The 17,894-nt window shown below is 35.3% G+C and carries 15 protein-coding genes; 13 read left to right on the plus strand and 2 right to left on the minus strand.

From position 1 onward, the window contains the following. Positions 1 to 166: 166 nt before the first annotated feature. The 9 genes from hemW to deoC all read left to right on the plus strand — a co-directional run bounded on the left by hemW (position 167) and on the right by deoC (position 10,416). Positions 167 to 1,306, plus strand: coding sequence for a radical SAM family heme chaperone HemW (gene hemW / locus ACTNDN_RS00880; RefSeq protein ID WP_031536585.1), 1,140 nt, complete (start codon positions 167 to 169; stop codon positions 1,304 to 1,306). A 203-nt stretch (positions 1,307 to 1,509) separates the two neighbouring features. Beyond that, positions 1,510 to 2,538, plus strand: a complete 1,029-nt coding sequence (gene hrcA / locus ACTNDN_RS00885) for a heat-inducible transcriptional repressor HrcA (protein WP_031536586.1) — start codon at positions 1,510 to 1,512, stop codon at positions 2,536 to 2,538. Positions 2,539 to 2,658: 120 nt separating this feature from the next. Next, positions 2,659 to 3,255 carry a nucleotide exchange factor GrpE gene (grpE, locus tag ACTNDN_RS00890; protein WP_031536587.1) on the plus strand — a complete coding sequence of 199 codons (597 nt, stop codon included), beginning with the start codon at positions 2,659 to 2,661 and terminating at the stop codon, positions 3,253 to 3,255. Positions 3,256 to 3,290: 35 nt separating this feature from the next. Next, the gene (gene dnaK / locus ACTNDN_RS00895) at positions 3,291 to 5,120 is read left to right on the plus strand and encodes a molecular chaperone DnaK (protein ID WP_031536588.1); all 1,830 of its coding nucleotides are present in this window, start codon (positions 3,291 to 3,293) and stop codon (positions 5,118 to 5,120) included. A 180-nt stretch (positions 5,121 to 5,300) separates the two neighbouring features. Beyond that, positions 5,301 to 6,428 (plus strand): molecular chaperone DnaJ, encoded by a 1,128-nt coding sequence (gene dnaJ, locus ACTNDN_RS00900; protein WP_031536589.1) that lies wholly within the window; start codon positions 5,301 to 5,303, stop codon positions 6,426 to 6,428. A 20-nt stretch (positions 6,429 to 6,448) separates the two neighbouring features. Then, on the plus strand, positions 6,449 to 7,396 hold the full coding sequence (gene prmA / locus ACTNDN_RS00905) for a 50S ribosomal protein L11 methyltransferase (protein ID WP_031536590.1): 948 nt from the start codon (positions 6,449 to 6,451) through the stop codon (positions 7,394 to 7,396). Positions 7,397 to 7,520: 124 nt separating this feature from the next. Further along, positions 7,521 to 8,264, plus strand: coding sequence for a 16S rRNA (uracil(1498)-N(3))-methyltransferase (locus ACTNDN_RS00910; protein ID WP_031536591.1), 744 nt, complete (start codon positions 7,521 to 7,523; stop codon positions 8,262 to 8,264). 5 nt (positions 8,265 to 8,269) lie between these two features. Next, positions 8,270 to 9,622, plus strand: coding sequence for a tRNA (N(6)-L-threonylcarbamoyladenosine(37)-C(2))-methylthiotransferase MtaB (gene mtaB, locus ACTNDN_RS00915; RefSeq protein WP_441130457.1), 1,353 nt, complete (start codon positions 8,270 to 8,272; stop codon positions 9,620 to 9,622). A 128-nt stretch (positions 9,623 to 9,750) separates the two neighbouring features. Further along, positions 9,751 to 10,416: a deoxyribose-phosphate aldolase gene (deoC, locus tag ACTNDN_RS00920; protein WP_441130458.1), complete on the plus strand. Its 666-nt coding sequence runs from the start codon at positions 9,751 to 9,753 to the stop codon at positions 10,414 to 10,416. Positions 10,417 to 10,496: 80 nt separating this feature from the next. On the opposite strand, the gene ACTNDN_RS00925 is transcribed toward deoC, so the two are convergent. After that, entirely contained in the window at positions 10,497 to 11,282 is a 786-nt protein-coding gene (locus tag ACTNDN_RS00925) for an AraC family transcriptional regulator (RefSeq protein ID WP_441130460.1), read from the minus strand. Between the two features lie 447 nt (positions 11,283 to 11,729). Here ACTNDN_RS00925 and ACTNDN_RS00930 point away from each other — a divergent pair, with 447 nt between their 5' ends. Together ACTNDN_RS00930 and ACTNDN_RS00935 are read left to right on the plus strand one after the other, a co-directional pair. Further along, positions 11,730 to 13,490: an ABC transporter ATP-binding protein gene (locus ACTNDN_RS00930; protein WP_441130462.1), complete on the plus strand. Its 1,761-nt coding sequence runs from the start codon at positions 11,730 to 11,732 to the stop codon at positions 13,488 to 13,490. Beyond that, positions 13,480 to 15,261, plus strand: coding sequence for an ABC transporter ATP-binding protein (locus ACTNDN_RS00935; RefSeq protein WP_441130464.1), 1,782 nt, complete (start codon positions 13,480 to 13,482; stop codon positions 15,259 to 15,261). The genes ACTNDN_RS00930 and ACTNDN_RS00935 overlap by 11 nt, the downstream gene beginning before the upstream one ends. Positions 15,262 to 15,656: 395 nt before the next feature. Here ACTNDN_RS00935 and ACTNDN_RS00940 read toward each other — a convergent pair whose 3' ends face one another. Then, positions 15,657 to 16,574 carry a Na/Pi symporter gene (locus tag ACTNDN_RS00940; RefSeq protein WP_441130466.1) on the minus strand — a complete coding sequence of 306 codons (918 nt, stop codon included), beginning with the start codon at positions 16,572 to 16,574 and terminating at the stop codon, positions 15,657 to 15,659. 343 nt (positions 16,575 to 16,917) lie between these two features. Between ACTNDN_RS00940 and rpsU the strand changes: the two genes are divergently transcribed. Then, positions 16,918 to 17,091: a 30S ribosomal protein S21 gene (gene rpsU, locus ACTNDN_RS00945; RefSeq protein ID WP_003152957.1), complete on the plus strand. Its 174-nt coding sequence runs from the start codon at positions 16,918 to 16,920 to the stop codon at positions 17,089 to 17,091. A 17-nt stretch (positions 17,092 to 17,108) separates the two neighbouring features. After that, entirely contained in the window at positions 17,109 to 17,552 is a 444-nt protein-coding gene (locus ACTNDN_RS00950; RefSeq protein WP_235247986.1) for a GatB/YqeY domain-containing protein, read from the plus strand. Positions 17,553 to 17,894 lie beyond the last annotated feature (342 nt).

A 17,894-nucleotide genomic window follows, 5' to 3' on the forward strand; every position in this document is an offset into this window, starting at 1 on the left:
ATGACAGCTAGTGCAGGAAACTTGCTATTAAGTGCATTGACTGCTATAAGTAAAGGGGGTAGGTGCTAAAGATAGCATCAACCTCTTTTCTTATTTTACCAATGAAACAGGGATTGTGGTCTCCCTGTTTAGTAATAGAGTTGATTAAATTAAAGGTTGTGAAAAATTGATACAAGCAGCATATATTCATATTCCATTTTGTGAGCATATTTGTCACTACTGTGATTTTAATAAAGTATTTTTAAAAGGACAGCCGGTAGATGAATACTTAGATTCATTGGAGAAAGAAATAAAGTTAACCATTGATAAGTATGGGGAACAAACGCTTTCTACCATTTTTGTTGGGGGAGGTACACCGACAAGCTTATCTGCCTCGCAGCTAGAAAGACTTTGTGGAATCATTAATACAGAACTACAGCAGCATCAGGGGATCGAATATACTTTTGAAGCGAATCCTGGTGATTTAACAGAAGATAAATTAAAAGCTCTTTATGAAGGGGGTGTCAATCGTCTAAGCTTTGGTGTTCAGTCTTTTAATAATGAGCTACTACAAAGGATTGGCAGAACACATAAGGCGGAAGACGTTTTTTCATCCATTGAGGCTGCCAAAAAGATTGGATTTAACAATATTAGTGTGGATTTAATTTATAGTTTGCCAGGGCAAACACTGGAAGATTTCAAAGATACATTAAAGACTGCATTTTCATTGGATATCCAGCATTATTCAGGCTACTCTCTTATTATAGAGCCAAAAACCGTTTTTTATAACCTGATGAGAAAGGGTAAACTACCAACACCTGGTGAAGATGTGGAAGCAAGCATGTATGGGGTGTTAATGGAAGAGATGACAAGTCATGGTTTTCAGCAATATGAAATTAGTAATTTTGCCAAGCCTGGGTTTAAAAGTAGACATAATCTAACCTACTGGAATAATGAGCAATACTTTGGGTTTGGAGCTGGCTCACATGGGTATATTGCTGGAAACCGCTACTCTAATTATGGTCCTTTGAAAAAATATATGCAGCCATTAGAACAAGGGGAATTTCCTATTATGCATGAACAGAAGGTATCCCTTGTTGAACAAATGGAGGAAGAATTATTTCTCGGATTAAGAAAAAACCAAGGGGTAAGTTTAACATCCTTTGAAAAAAAATATAATAATACTGTCTTACAACTTTTTGAGAAAGAAATAAAGGGGCTATTGGATCGAGGACTAATCAAAATTCAGGGCGAATATTTGAAATTGACCGATAAAGGAAGATTCTTAGGTAATGAAGTGTTTCAATCGTTTATTGGAGTTCTCTAATAACAGGAGAAGTATTCGCTTCTTTTAAACATTTTAAAGGCTAAGAAAGAAAACTTTTCTTCTGTTGTGATTAGTTGGAAGGGAAAAGGGAAAAATTTCTTGTAGAAATCAGAAGCAAATTATTGACACAGCCCCTTTGTTTTTGCTACTTTATATATAGATTTAGCACTCGCTAACAAAGAGTGCTAACAGAGGTGATTAATGTGTTAACTGATCGTCAATTATTAATATTACAGGTGATTATTGATGATTTTATTTCAACAGCACAACCTGTGGGTTCACGGAGTTTATCAAAGAAAGAAAATATTACGTTTAGCTCCGCTACCATTCGTAATGAAATGGCAGATTTAGAAGAATCCGGGTTTATCGAAAAAACGCACTCTTCTTCTGGTCGAGTACCTTCAGAAAAGGGATATCGTTTTTATGTTGATCATCTTTTATCGCCACAGAAATTAAAGCGTTCAGAAATTTTGAGAATTAACTCACTTTTTGCAGAAAAAATATACGAATTAGAAAATATTGTACAAAAATCCGCAAAAATATTGTCTGATTTAACAAATTATACTACTATTGTCCTTGGGCCTGCCGTTAAGGAAAACAAATTGAAGAAAATTCAAATTGTTCCTTTAAATACGAATACGGCCATTGCCATTATTGTGACAGACTCAGGACATGTAGAAAACAGAATGTTTCATTTACCTGAATCTATCCATGCTGGTGAAATTGAGAAGCTGGTAAATATCTTGAATGAACGTTTAACGGGCGTATCTATTGATAAGCTTCATAACAAGATTTATAAAGAAGTTGCTTCCTTGTTGAAACAGCATATTAGCAATTATGAGTATTTAATCAACTCACTTTCAGAAACGGTAAAAATTGAAACACATGAAAAATTGTTTTTTGGCGGAAAAACCAATATTTTAAGTCAACCAGAATTTCATGATATTGCTAAGATAAGAAATTTGTTGAATATGATTGAAAAAGAGGATGGAATCCCAGAGCTTATTCGCAATAATTCCTCTGATATAAGCATTAAAATTGGTAGAGAAAATAATAATATCGCTATGGAAAACTGCAGTATTATCTCTGCTTCTTACAGTATAGGGAATGAGCAAATTGGATCAATCGCCATTCTTGGTCCTACAAGAATGGAATATTCAAGAGTTGTTAGCTTATTAAATATTTTATCGAATGACCTGACAAAAGTACTTACTAATTTGTATCAAAAATAACTACTGTGGAATATTTAAAGTGTAGAAATTAGGATTAACTAACCTATTAACTTATTGGCAACTCTGCCAATCTGTACGGGTTTCATTTGAATAATTATTCCTTTAAGGGAGGTGAACAAGTTGGCAGATGAAAAAACAACAAATAGTGCAGAGATGGAACAACAAGAAAATGTCCAAGTAGAAGAAACTGTTGAAGAAGTATTTGAAGAGGCTGAAGCAACTCCTTCCAATGAGGAAAATGCAGTTGAGGAAGAACTAAAGGCAGCAAATGAAAAAATTGCTGTGCTAGAAGCTAAGTTAGAAGAAGAAACTAATCGCTATCTTCGCCTGCAGGCTGATTTTGATAATTCACGTCGCAGATCAAGGCTTGACATGGAAGCGGCTCAAACATATAGAGCACAAAGTCTAGTAATGGACTTATTACCAAGCATCGATAATTTGGAAAGAGCATTGAAAATTGAAGCCGTTGATGAACAAACACAGAGTTTATATACTGGTGTGGAGATGGTTTATCGTGGAATTATTGAGGCTCTTAAAAAAGAAGGTGTAGAAGCTATTGAAGCGGTTGGAACAGAATTTGATCCCCACCTTCATCAAGCAGTTATGCAAGAGGAAGTAGAGGGAACGGAATCTAATATCGTGGTAGAAGAGTTTCAAAAAGGGTATAAGTTAAAAGACAGAGTGATTCGTCCTGCAATGGTTAAAGTAAGTCAATAAGCATTACATATTAAAATAATAGGAGGGAAATTTCCATGAGTAAAATTATTGGAATTGATTTAGGTACAACAAACTCTTGTGTTGCTGTACTTGAAGGTGGAGAACCAAAAGTTATCCCAAATCCAGAAGGTAATAGAACATCTCCTTCTGTAGTAGCATTCAAAAATGGAGAACGTCAAGTAGGGGAAGTTGCAAAACGTCAATCTATCACAAACCCAAACACGATTATGTCAATTAAACGTCATATGGGTACAGATTATAAAGTGGAAGTTGAAGGCAAGAACTACTCTCCTCAAGAAGTTTCTGCTATTATTCTTCAATACTTAAAAGGTTATGCAGAAGAGTATCTTGGAGAGAAAGTAACAAAGGCTGTTATTACAGTACCTGCTTACTTCAATGATGCAGAACGTCAAGCAACAAAAGATGCTGGTAAAATTGCTGGATTAGAAGTTGAGCGTATTATCAACGAACCAACTGCTGCTGCTTTAGCTTATGGTCTTGATAAAACAGAGGAAGACCAAACTATTTTAGTTTATGACCTTGGGGGAGGTACTTTTGACGTATCTATCCTTGAGCTTGGCGATGGCGTATTTGAAGTTAAGTCAACTGCTGGTGACAATCGTCTTGGTGGAGATGACTTTGACCAAGTTATTATCGATTATTTAGTAGAACAATTCAAAAAAGAAAATGGCATTGATCTAAGCAAAGATAAAATGGCTTTACAACGTTTGAAAGACGCAGCAGAGAAAGCGAAAAAAGATCTTTCTGGTGTAGCTTCTACACAAATTTCTTTACCATTTATCACAGCTGGAGAAGCTGGGCCACTTCACTTAGAAGTAACTTTATCTCGTGCTAAATTCGAAGAAATTTCTGCTTCATTAGTAGAACGTACAATGGGACCAACTCGTCAAGCACTTAAAGATGCTAATCTTAACGCTTCTGAAATTGATAAAGTTATCCTTGTAGGTGGTTCAACACGTATCCCTGCAGTTCAAGAAGCAATCAAAAAAGAAATCGGCAAAGAGCCACATAAAGGGGTAAACCCTGATGAAGTAGTTGCAATGGGTGCAGCTATCCAAGGTGGAGTAATTACTGGTGATGTTAAAGATGTTGTTCTTTTAGATGTCACACCACTTTCATTAGGTATCGAAACTATGGGTGGAGTATTTACGAAGCTAATCGATCGTAATACAACAATCCCAACGTCTAAGTCCCAAGTATTCTCAACTGCTGCAGATAACCAAACAGCTGTTGATATCCACGTGCTTCAAGGGGAGCGCCCAATGGCTGCAGATAATAAAACATTAGGCCGTTTCCAATTAGCTGATATTCCACCAGCACCACGTGGAATTCCGCAAATTGAAGTATCATTTGATATCGATAAAAACGGTATTGTAAATGTTCGTGCGAAAGATCTTGGCACAAACAAAGAACAAACTATTACAATTAAATCTTCTACAGGCTTGTCAGATGAAGAAATCGACAAAATGGTAAGAGAAGCAGAAGAAAATGCTGAAGCAGATAAAAAGCGTAAAGAAGAAGTGGAACTACGTAATGAAGCAGATCAATTAGTATTCACTACTGAAAAAACATTGAAAGATTTAGAAGGAAAAGTGGACGAAAGCGAAGTTGCCAAAGCGAATGAGGCAAAAGACGCTTTAAAAGCTGCTATTGAGAAAAACGAATTAGAAGATATTCGTGCGAAAAAAGAAGCTCTTCAAGAAATCGTTCAAGCTCTTTCTATGAAATTATATGAAGAGGCTGCTCAAGCTGCACAAGCTGCACAAGGAGCAGAGGGCGGAGCATCTGATAAAGATGACAACGTAGTCGATGCAGAATTTGAAGAAGTAAAAGACGATAAATAAACGAATGAAAACAATATATAATTAGAAAAAAAGTCAAAGTCAGGTTATCTTGACTTTGGCTTTTCTTTTAGATGTTTTTTGGCGATATTTAAGAAAGTTAGGAAGAAACTATTGTACTTTGGAAATGCAAAATGATACAATAGCATCTATGTGAAAAGAATCGGGGAGTGGTAATCAATTATGGACAAACGAGATTACTATGAAGTCCTTGGAGTTAGCAAAGGAGCTTCTAAGGATGAAATAAAAAAGGCTTATCGAAAGCTTTCAAAAAAGTATCATCCGGATATTAATAAAGAACAAGATGCAGATGAAAAGTTTAAAGAAGTGAAAGAGGCCTATGAAGTACTAAGTGATGACCAAAAACGAGCTCATTATGATCAATTTGGACATACAGATCCTAACCAAGGCTTTGGTGGCGGCTCAGATTTCGGTGGCTTTGGCGGTTTTGAAGATATTTTCAGCACTTTCTTTGGTGGTGGTGGAGGATCCAGAAGAAGAGATCCAAATGCACCGCGTCAAGGAGCTGATTTACAGTATACGATGACCCTTTCGTTTGAAGAAGCGGCATTTGGTAAAGAAACTGAAATTGAAATACCAAGAGAAGAAAATTGTGAAACATGTAATGGAACAGGAGCAAAGCCAGGCACTAAGCCAGTTACATGTAAGCATTGTAGCGGTACAGGTCAACTGAATGTGGAGCAAAACACACCATTCGGTCGTATTGTGAATAGAAGAACATGTAATTACTGTAATGGAACTGGTAAAGAGATTAAACATAAATGTTCTACTTGTGGCGGAACAGGTAAAGTGAAAAAACGCCGCAAAATCAGTGTTAAAATTCCAGCCGGTATTGATGATGGTCAGCAATTAAGAGTCACAGGCCAAGGAGAACCTGGCACAAACGGGGGACCAGCAGGAGATTTATATGTCGTATTCCACATAAGAAGACATGAGTTCTTCGAACGTGATGGAGAAGATGTATATTGTGAAATGCCAATCACGTTTGTTCAGGCTGCGCTTGGAGATGAAGTGGAAGTACCAACCATCCATGGAAAAGTGAAGCTAAAAGTGCCTGCAGGGACACAAACTGGAACGAAATTCCGACTTAAAGGCAAAGGTATTCCGAATGTACGTGGATATGGCCAAGGTGACCAGCATGTTATCATTCGTTTAGTCACACCTACAAAGTTATCAGATAAGCAAAAGCAACTATTACAAGAATTTGCTGATGTATCTGGAGTTTCCCCTCAAGGAGAAGAAGAGGACAGCTTTTTCTCTAAAGTAAAAAAAGCGTTTAAAGGTGAATAATCAAAAAGGAGTTGGTAGAGATGAAATGGTCAGAAATCACAATTCATACGACAAATGAAGCGATTGAACCTATTTCAAATATTTTGCATGAAGCAGGTGCTAGTGGGGTAGTGATTGAAGATCCCTTTGAATTAATTAAAGAAAGAGAAGACCAATTCGGCGAAATCTACCAACTAAATCCTGATGATTATCCTGAAGAAGGCGTCCTAGTTAAAGCATATTTACCAATCAATAGTTTTCTTGGAGAAACAGTAGAGGCAATTAAAGAAAACATCAATAATTTAGTACTATTTAATATTGATATTGGTTTAAACAAAGTTTCCATCATGGAAGTTAATGAAGAAGAATGGGCTACTGCTTGGAAAAAATATTATCATCCTGTAAAAATATCAGAGAAATTTACCATTGTACCAACATGGGAGAATTATACACCTGTTCATACGGATGAATTAATAATTGAATTAGATCCAGGCATGGCTTTCGGTACAGGTACCCACCCAACAACTGTATTATGTATCCAAGCTTTGGAAAGAATAGTTAAAAAAGAGGATATAGTTATTGATGTTGGGACTGGTTCTGGTGTATTAAGCATTGCTGCGGCAATGTTAGGAGCTAAATCTGTGCTTGCCCTAGATTTGGATGAAGTTGCGGTGCGTTCTGCAAAACTAAATATTAAATTAAACAAGGTTCATGAAACGACAACGGTCTGTCAAAATAATTTATTGAGTGGAATAAATGAACAGGCAGATGTGATTGTTGCAAATATATTGGCAGAGGTTATTGTGCGTTTTACAGATGATGTGTACCGTTTACTTCATAAAGACGGCTACTTTATTGCTTCTGGTATAATTCTTCAGAAAAAAGAAGAAGTAAAGGATGCTATTATTGCATCTGGACTAGAAATAATAGAAACGGTTCAAATGGAAGATTGGGTTAGTATTACTGCTCAAAAAAGAATGAGTGAGTAACTATAAACTTATATCTTTTTACGGTTAAAGCTAAAAAAGGGTAAGCGTATAGACTAAAGGAAAAAGGAAGTTTCGTTTTACGATTCTTCCTTATCTATTGGGTAAAGGAAAGTAGGTATTTCGATTGCAGCGTTATTTTGCTAAAAATGAAGAAGATACATTTATTATCCAAGAAGATGATTATCATCATATCGTTCGTGTTATGCGAATGAATATGGAAGATGAAATATACTGTGTAAATGATAATCAACAGGTAGCACGTTGTAAGATAGCAAATATTTCCGAAAACGAAGTGACGGCAAAGGTGGTACAATGGTTAGAAGGAGAAATAGAGCTTCCTGTTTCTGTTTCCATTGTGAGCGGAATGCCAAAAGGGGATAAGCTAGAATGGATTATTCAAAAAGGGACAGAATTAGGTGCTTTTAAGTTTATCCCTTTTATAGCAGCTCGCTCTGTCGTTAAGTGGGATGAGAAAAAAGGTGGGAAAAAGCTTGTTCGCTGGAATAAGATTGCGAAAGAAGCAGCAGAACAATCTCATCGGACGATGATTCCTAAAGTAAATACCCCAATTGATATAAAAGAATTGATTAAACTTTCAGAAGGCTTTCATGTAAAGTTAGTAGCATACGAAGAAAAGGCAAGACAAGGCGAATCGTCTATATTAACGAAGAAACTTAAGTCAATGGCAAAGGGACAATCAATCCTTGCTGTATTTGGACCAGAAGGTGGTCTAACAGAAGCAGAAGTTACGTTATTAAAAGATCATGGTTTTGAATTATGTGGACTTGGTCCAAGAATATTAAGAACAGAGACAGCTCCATTGTATCTGTTGTCTGCTGTATCTTATCATTTTGAATTGATGGAGTGATAAAAATGCCAACAGTTGCTTTTCACACATTAGGATGTAAAGTAAACCATTATGAAACAGAAGCGATCTGGCAGTTGTTTAAACAACAGGGCTATGAACGTGTAGAATATGAAAATATGTCTGATGTATATGTTATTAACACATGTACAGTTACAAATACAGGCGATAAGAAGAGCCGACAAGTTATTCGTCGTGCAGTGCGGAAAAATCCTGACGCAGTTATTTGTGTTACAGGTTGTTATGCACAAACGTCACCAGCAGAAATTATGGCTATTCCTGGTGTTGATATTGTAGTGGGTACACAGGATCGCGTAAAAATGCTAGAGTATATTGCACAGTACAAAGAAGAAAGACAACCAATTAATGCGGTTGGAAATATTATGAAAAACCGCGTATATGAGGAAATGGATGTACCTGCATTTACAGATAGAACAAGAGCTTCATTAAAAATTCAAGAAGGCTGTAATAATTTTTGTACATTTTGTATTATTCCATGGGCAAGAGGTTTAATGCGTTCTCGGGATCCACAAGATGTCATTAAACAAGCACAACAATTAGTGGATGCAGGCTATAAAGAGATTGTCTTAACAGGGATTCATACAGGTGGATATGGATCAGATATGAAGGATTATAATCTTGCAAACTTACTTCGAGACTTAGAAGCAGAAGTAAAGGGCTTGAAAAGACTACGTATTTCTTCCATTGAAGCTAGTCAAATAACAGATGAAGTTATTGAAGTATTGGATAAATCCAAAATTGTCGTAAACCATCTTCATATTCCTATTCAATCAGGTTCTGACACTGTTTTAAAAAGAATGAGAAGAAAATATACGATGGAATTTTTTGCAGAAAGAATTACAAAATTAAAAGAAGCTCTACCAGGACTTGCTATCACATCTGATGTTATCGTTGGCTTCCCAGGCGAAACAGAAGAAGAGTTTATGGAAACATATAATTTTATAAAAGACCATAAATTTTCTGAATTACATGTGTTCCCATATTCTAAGAGAACTGGAACTCCTGCCGCACGTATGGACAACCAAATTGACGAAGAAGTAAAAAATGAACGTGTTCATCGATTGATTTCTCTTTCTGATCAACTTGCAAAAGAATATGCGTCTAACTATGAAGGGGAAGTAGTAGAAGTCATTCCGGAAGAAGTATACAAAGAGGATAGCAATGGAAAACTCTTTGTTGGCTATACAGATAACTATTTAAAAGTTGTGTTCCCTGCTACAGAAGAAATGATAGGGAAAATTGTTAAAGTAAAAATAATAAAAGCTGGTTATCCTGTAAATGAAGGGCAATTTGTCCGCATATTAGAGGAAATGGAAGATCAGGCTGCGATAGTATCTTAACCATAGCATTTCCTATTTTGTTGATTTACATTTAATATATAATAAGTTACTCAAGCTCTTTTGAATTAGTATTCTAAGGAGCTTGAATATATATTTTTCAAGAGTACATATATCAAAGGAGAATCATAATGAACATTGCTAAAATGATTGATCACACTTTATTGAAAGCTGACGCAACGAAAGAACAAATTGTTACTCTTTGTGAAGAAGCAAAGCAATATACATTTGCTTCCGTTTGTGTTAATCCAACATGGGTGAAAGTTGCTAGTGAATTACTTGATGGAACAGAAGTAAAAGTATGTACAGTGATCGGTTTCCCTTTAGGTGCAACCACTTCTGCAACAAAAGCATTTGAAACAGAGGATGCCATTAAAAATGGTGCTACAGAAGTAGACATGGTTATTAATATTGGTGCATTAAAGGATAAAAATTATGATTTAGTAAAAGAAGATATAAAAGCAGTAGTGGATGCTGCAAAAGGCAAGGCGTTATCAAAAGTTATTATTGAAACAAGCTTATTAACTAATGAGGAAAAAGAGATTGCTTGTAAACTAGCAGTAGAAGCTGGCGCTGATTTTGTTAAAACATCTACTGGTTTCTCCACAGGTGGAGCAACAGTTGAGGACATTGCATTAATGAGAAAAACTGTCGGACCGAGTGTAGGTGTAAAGGCATCTGGAGGGGTACGCAGTAGCGAAGATACAGCGAAAATGATTGAAGCTGGAGCAACTAGAATTGGAGCAAGCTCTGGTGTTGCAATCGTTAATGGTTTAACGAGCACCAGTGATTATTAATATTCCTTTTTTTAAAAAACCTTAGAGAAAACGTAGAATTGTTTTCTCTAAGGTTTTTTTCATTCAAACGGCATGTAATACTAATAATTTTCCAAATAAATTTTTCGATAATTACTCGGAGTTGTATTCATAAGTTTTTCGAAATTACGATTAAAGCTACGAATATTTCGATATCCGACTATATCGGCAATTTCTGTAATTTTGCTATCCGTAGTTTTTAATAATTGAGATGCCAATGTGACACGATGTCCATTAAGAAAATCAACGAACGGAACTTTCAGTATCTTTGTGAAAAATCTAGATAGGTAGGAATAGTCATAGCCAAATTTTTGTGATAAATCTTTTAATGAAAGCTCCTCGGTAAAATGATTTTGGATATAATTCAGTAAATCATGTAATAAATATTCATCTCTTCTTGCTTCCTCTTTAAAGGTTGTTTGATTTAACAATTCAGCACAAATCAAATAAAGGACACCTTTTTTGGCTATCATCGAGCTTTTATTAGTCATTAATATCTCCTTAATCATCTCACTAATACCGGGCTGTAAGCGGAATATAGGTTCGATTAAATCTTTATTTTTGCTTAATTGAAAAAATTGATTAACAAACTCTGGAGAAAAGACATAAATCCAGGCATGGTTTTTATTTTTACTTTGCATACTATGTATTTGATTCGAAAGAACGAAAGCGCTTTCTCCTCTGTGAAGGGTATAGGTTTTATTTTGGATTGTAAGATTCAGTGTCCCTTCATCGACCATTACAAGCTCCATACTTCGATGAAAATGTGGAAGGATATTGGGATTGGTTGCCGAAATACGATCAAAATCTCCATTTTGTCCAAAATAATTAGATTGATAATATAACATTCAATATGCTCCTTTCAAGTCAAATTTTGTCCATAATTATACAATTTAAGTACTAGTTACGTCAATCAGTGATGACTAAAATTAATCTGTAATAAGAAAGGAATCTTTATTTCTTATTGCCCTATAAGTAGTCTTACTATACTAATAATGAGACTGCACATTTTTTATTCAAATGGCGTATGAGGATTTGTTAGCTAACAAAATGGCAAAAAGGAGATGAAAGATAAATAGCCTATGCATAACAATGGACTCAGCAATGCTATAAAAAGATGGGAGAGATGAGAAAGACATGAAAACGAATTCAAGTTTTGTATACCCCCTTATATTTGTTTTGAGAGATATTATTGATTTTACGTAGTGAATTTCGTTTTATACGAATATTAAGATGGTTTTGCAAATATCATTTTTGAAGTAAACAAATTAAAAAAGAAAGAGTGTAGATTCCTATTGAATAATTATCAATGGATTTGGAGTTATGTAAAGAAGAATAAGAAAAAAGTAATTACCGCAACATTGATTTTATTGGCAAATTCCTTTTTTGTAGTGATTATTCCTATATTAAGTGGAAGGCTAATTGATGAAGTCATTGAGAATAATCAAGTACAACTTTTAGTTCCAATTCTGTTAGCGATGGTAGGAGCAACACTTATTAGAACCGTTACCCGTTACATATACCAATTATTATATGAAAAAGTTGGTCAGGATGCACAGTTTGATATCAGGCAAGACATGTATAAGAAGCTTCAAGAGCTTGATTTTGATTTCTTTAATCATAATAGAGTGGGAGATATTATGGCGAGAATGACGGGGGATATGGACGCCATACGTCATTTCGTTTCATGGGTATGCTATAACATAGCCGAATGTGTCGTTTGGTTTGTTGTAGCTATTATCGTAATGATGAATATTGATTGGAAATTAACTTTAGGATTAGTTGCAGTCACGCCAATTATTTTTATTTTTACACAAAAAATGTCCAGGGCAGCACACCCAGTATTTTTAGAAATTAGAGAAAGTTTTTCAAGGCTGAATTCAATGGTAGAAGAAAATATTAGTGGGAACAGAGTAGTCAAAGCATTTTCGCGGGAAGAATACGAAATTGAAAAGTTCAATCATTTCAATAATGATTATCAAAAGCGTAATCTGGATTCTGCCAATGTGTCAAAAAAATACTTACCATGGTTAGATGGCTTTGCAGGTATGCTCGCTGTTATCACATTATTGCTAGGCGGATTATTTGTTATTCAAGGAAGCATGACAATTGGGGATTTAGTTGCTTTTAATGGATTCATGTGGTTATTAAATATGCCAATGCGAATGAGCGGATGGTTAATAAATGATGTACAGCGTTTTAATGCATCTTGTGTAAAAATAAGAAATTTATTAAAAACAGAACCACAGATTAGAGTGGAAGAAAGAAAGCAAACGAAGAAAATTTCCGGCTACGTAACGTTTAAAAATGTCTCCTTTGCGTTTTCTGATGATCCAGAAACGCAAATATTAAAAAATGTGTCCTTTGCAGTCCGACCAGGACAAACGGTTGGAATATTAGGGGAAACAGGGTCAGGTAAATCTACACTAGTTAACTTGATTGCCAGATTCTATGATCCGACTGAAGGGGAAGTATTAATTGATCACGTAAATGCAAAAGAATGGCCTGTACGAAAGCTCCGTGATCAGATTTCCATGGTTATGCAAGATATCTTCTTATTCTCAAATACAATTGAAGAAAACATTTCTTTTGGAAAGCCATTTTTGAATATAGAACAGATACAGCGAGTTGCTGCTATAGCAGATGCTCATAATTTTATCGTCAGAATGCCCGAGGGCTACAATACCATTGTGGGAGAGCGTGGAGTTGGTCTATCAGGCGGACAAAAGCAAAGGATTTCCTTAGCAAGAGCATTAGCAAAAGATCCATCCATCTTAATCTTGGACGATACAACCTCTGCGGTAGATATGGAAACAGAAAGTAAAATCCAAAAGGAATTAAATCAGCTAACCGAAGATAAAACAACCTTCATTATTGCACACCGAATTTCTTCTGTAAGAGATGCGGATTTTATTTTAGTTCTCGACAAAGGGGAAGTGAAAGAGCAGGGTACGCATATGGAGCTTGTAGCGAAAAAAGGGCTGTATTACGATGTTTATAAAAGGCAGCTAGGACTAGTTGAGCAGGAAGAAGGGGGAGCAACCATTGGCCCGTAATAAATTTAATGTTGATGAAGAATTAGAAACCGAATTTAACTGGAGTCACTATAAACGTATCGGTGCATATATTAAACCTTATAAAAAGGCATTGTTTATTACATTGCTGATCATATTAACTGCCAATGTTGCAGGGATGCTCGGTCCATTTTTTACGAAAATAGCAATCGATGAAATTATCCCAGATAAAAATATTCCGCTATTAATTGGACTTAGTATACTATTTTTGTTATCCCTTATCGTTATTGGAATATGTATGCGTTATAGAATTCAATGGATTACACGTATCGGTCAAAATATTTTAAAGGATATGCGTTTGGATATTTTTCAGCATTTGCAAAAGTTACCTTTTTCTTATTTTGATAATCGTCCACATGGAAAAATATTAATAAGAGTAGTTAACTATATTAATACACTTAGTGATTTATTAAGCAACGGATTAATTAATCTAATCTCAGATATTATCAGTGTTATTATTACTTTGATTTTTATGTTTGCGATTGATGCTAAATTAACATTATACAGTTTAGCTCTGCTCCCTATTTTAGGAATATTGGTATGGGTTATTAAAAATATGCAAAGAAAAGCATATCAAGTGTTAAGTAACAAACAATCCAACATGAATGCATATATTCATGAAAGTATTGCAGGGATTAAGATTACACAATCATTTGCAAGAGAAGATGAGAATTATGAAATATTTGATGAAGTGAGCAATGAAACCCGAACCTCTTGGATGAAGGCTGTTTCCATTCAGTTTCTACTCTGGCCAGGTGTACAAAACATCTCTGTGTTGACAACAAGTTTAATTTACTTCGTAGGAATCCGTCAGATTGGGGTGGATGTTAGTACAGGTACACTTGTTGCTTTTATTGGCTATGTAAATAACTTTTGGAATCCAGTAATTAATATGGGGAACTTTTATAATGCGCTTATTACAGCATCTGCTTATTTAGAACGAATTTTTGAAACGTTAGATGTAGAGCCAGATATTAAAGATAATCCTAAAGCCATTCAAATGCCGACTATTAAAGGAAACGTAACATTTGATCATGTATCTTTCCGTTATGAAGAAGGGAAAAACATTCTAAACGATGTCAGTTTCCATATTAATGCGGGAGAAAGCATTGCTTTAGTAGGACCAACTGGTGCAGGAAAGTCAACCATTATAAATTTACTTAGCAGGTTCTATGATGTTAATGAAGGAAGCGTAAAAATTGATGATATCGATGTACGAGATGTCACATTGAAATCACTGCGTTCTCAAATGGGGGTAATGCTTCAAGACACTTTTGTATTTTCAGGAACAATCCTTGATAATATTCGTTATGGAAAATTGGATGCAACAGAAGATGAAATAATCACAGCGTCTAAAATTGTCAGGGCAGATGACTTCATTAAAGATCTAAAGGATGGATATCATACGGTTGTTGAAGAACGAGGCAGTACTTTATCAGCAGGACAAAGACAATTAATATCCTTTGCAAGGGCACTTTTAGCAAATCCCAAAATATTGATCTTAGATGAAGCGACTAGTAGTATTGATACCAAAACAGAGGAGCTTCTACAAGAAGGGATAACGGAATTACTAAAGGGAAGGACTTCTTTTATTATCGCTCATCGATTATCGACCATTAAAAATAGCAGTCAAATATTCTATATAGATGGAGGAAGAATTGCGGAAAAAGGTACCCATGACGAGCTAATGGCTTTAAAAGGATTATATTATCATTTATATCAATCACAATATGATTTACTTAAAGTTATGTGATAAAGAGACTGGGACATAAGTATTTCGGTCATAGATAAACCCGACCCCCAACCACACAAGCGTTTCGTATGGTTGGGGGTCGGGTTTTTAATCAGTTTATAAAAGGCTGTTTCAGTAAAGTTGGGATAGTAATATCAACAGCCTAAAATACACTTCGCTTTCCAAAGGAGTGCTATCTCCTCGGAAAACATATGAAAATACCCAATTTAAAAGTGGGCTACCAATAATTATGGTTAAATTGCTGTTTCAGTATTCTCCATTAGTTAAGTCAAAATGCCTCGTTCATCGCGCGACGTATCGCAATGGAATGAATTGGTTTCGCCGATTGATTATTTACAGATAGACAATTTAGTTTTGTCTAAGCCTCCTCTATTATCAAGAAAATAAGCAAAATTTCAGCTATGTATACGCATTATTAATTTGCCAAAACGCTCGGCAAAGGGTAGAACAAGTAGGGAAGATAGGACATTAAATAAAAGGCTTGCATGGGCAAGTTGAACATCGATGTCAGCAGTCATATTTTTAACGGTAGCTGCTAATATGTCAATGAAAGGATAGAATAGAATAACTCCTCCTATATTTAGCCAAATATGAGCATATGCACATAGCTTTGAGCTTTTTTCTGTTCCTATTGATGCTAAATAAGAAGTAATACATGTGCCGATATTAGAGCCAAGCATAATGGCTATAGCAATTTCTATTGGAAGCATGCCGGCCTCTAAAAAACCCATCATAATCCCAATTGTTGCCGTGCTCGATTGAATCAAGGCAGTAACGCCAATGCCAACTAAAAGAGCAATAATAGGTTGATCAGCTAATTGTAGAAAAAAAGTGTTTAAAAGGGGATGGTCTTCAATCATCCCTGCAAAATATTTAAATCCACGCATCGTTGTAAATACAGTAGCAATTCCGAATAATATGAATCCAATACTTCTTAATTGGGATTTGTTAATTATCATAAATAGGACACCGATGATAGCAAGCGGAAGTAAATAATCATTGATGTCGAAAGTGATGAATTCAGTTGTTAATGTGGTCCCAATATTGGTTCCTAAAATAATGCCAATGGATTGAGGAAAGGATAAAACTCTGGCGGAAATCAGCCCAATCGTAAGCACCATTACGGCAGCACTGCTTTGGAGTAATGCTGTAATTAAAATCGAGATAATTAACCCTTTCCAAGGTTTATCTGTTAATTTTTCGAGCAAGCCTTTAAGAGATTTGGAAGATAAATTAAATAAACCTGTCCGTAAAAGGGTCATCCCAAAAATAAATAATAGGATAAGAACGATAAACAGTATAAGATAAATCATTATATATTTCCTCCTCTATGAAAACTATATGAAGAAAAGGCTGTGGACATGTCATCTGCGGCTAAATAAATGATGGAGAAGGTAGCATAAGTTACTTATATAAGTTCTTGTCATGACATATGTTTATAATGATCTATAGAGGGAAAAATAAAGGACGAGAAAGGAATGGAGGGAGAAAAGGGCTGATTATTGTATAAAACACCCTTTTTTTACGTTTTTTTTAAAACAATTTGTCTAACTAGGTCAAATACGGTTGACCTTGTCACTTTGATATATTATAATGTCAAGGTACATGGAAACCATGTTGATGTTAGTGTGTTGTGTTCGGAGGGAGGGAAAGAGAATGTCTAAAACCGTCGTTCGTAAAAACGAATCGCTTGAAGATGCTCTTCGTCGCTTCAAACGTTCAGTATCAAAAACTGGTACTTTGCAGGAAGCTAGAAAGCGCGAATTCTACGAGAAACCAAGTGTGAAACGTAAGAAAAAATCAGAAGCAGCAAGAAAACGTAAGTTCTAAGAGAGGGTGTAGCAAAATTGAGTCTTCTCGAACGTTTAAACAATGATATGAAGCAAGCGATGAAAAACAAAGAAAAAGATAAACTAGTTGTGATTCGAATGATTAAGGCTGCCATTCAGAATGAAAGCATTAAGCTTGGTAGAGATCTTTCTGAAGAAGACGAGTTATCTGTCCTTTCTCGCGAAGTAAAACAACGCAAAGACTCCCTCCATGAGTTTGAGAAAGCAGGTCGTGAAGATCTTGTTGACAAAATACGTGCGGAGTTAAAACATGTTGAAATATATATGCCTGAACAACTTTCAGAAGAGGAACTATCTGAAATTGTGAAACAAGCAATTGATGAAACAGGTGCTTCTTCAAAGAAAGAAATGGGAAAAGTGATGGCTGCTTTAATGCCTAAGGTAAAAGGAAAAGCAGACGGTTCACTAGTAAATAAACTTGTACAACAACACCTTTCATAAATAAGTTTATGTTTTAAAGGCTGCAGACTATGTCTGCAGCCTTTTTACATCTACTTTCCCTGCTCTCAGTAGAATAAGAATCAATTGTAATCTGATGAACATTCTCGGAAGATGGGTGTGTCAAAAGCCCTTAAGGCAAAGTAGTTCATCTAACCCAGTGGAGGACAAAGAAAAAACCCCCCTTTTATTTATTTGAACGAAGTGCTTTCTTTTAATGTTGAAGTAATTTTAGAAGATTACTGTTTTATCTTAAACTAAAAAACATATAATGAAGATAGTCTTTAAAAAAATATAAATAAAAATGAAACTTTTTTTTAAATGAAACGTATACATAGCCATAGT

The organism is Niallia sp. HCP3S3_B10, assembly GCF_052064465.1.
GTDB classification, from domain to species: Bacteria; Bacillota; Bacilli; order Bacillales; family Cytobacillaceae; genus Niallia; species Niallia hominis.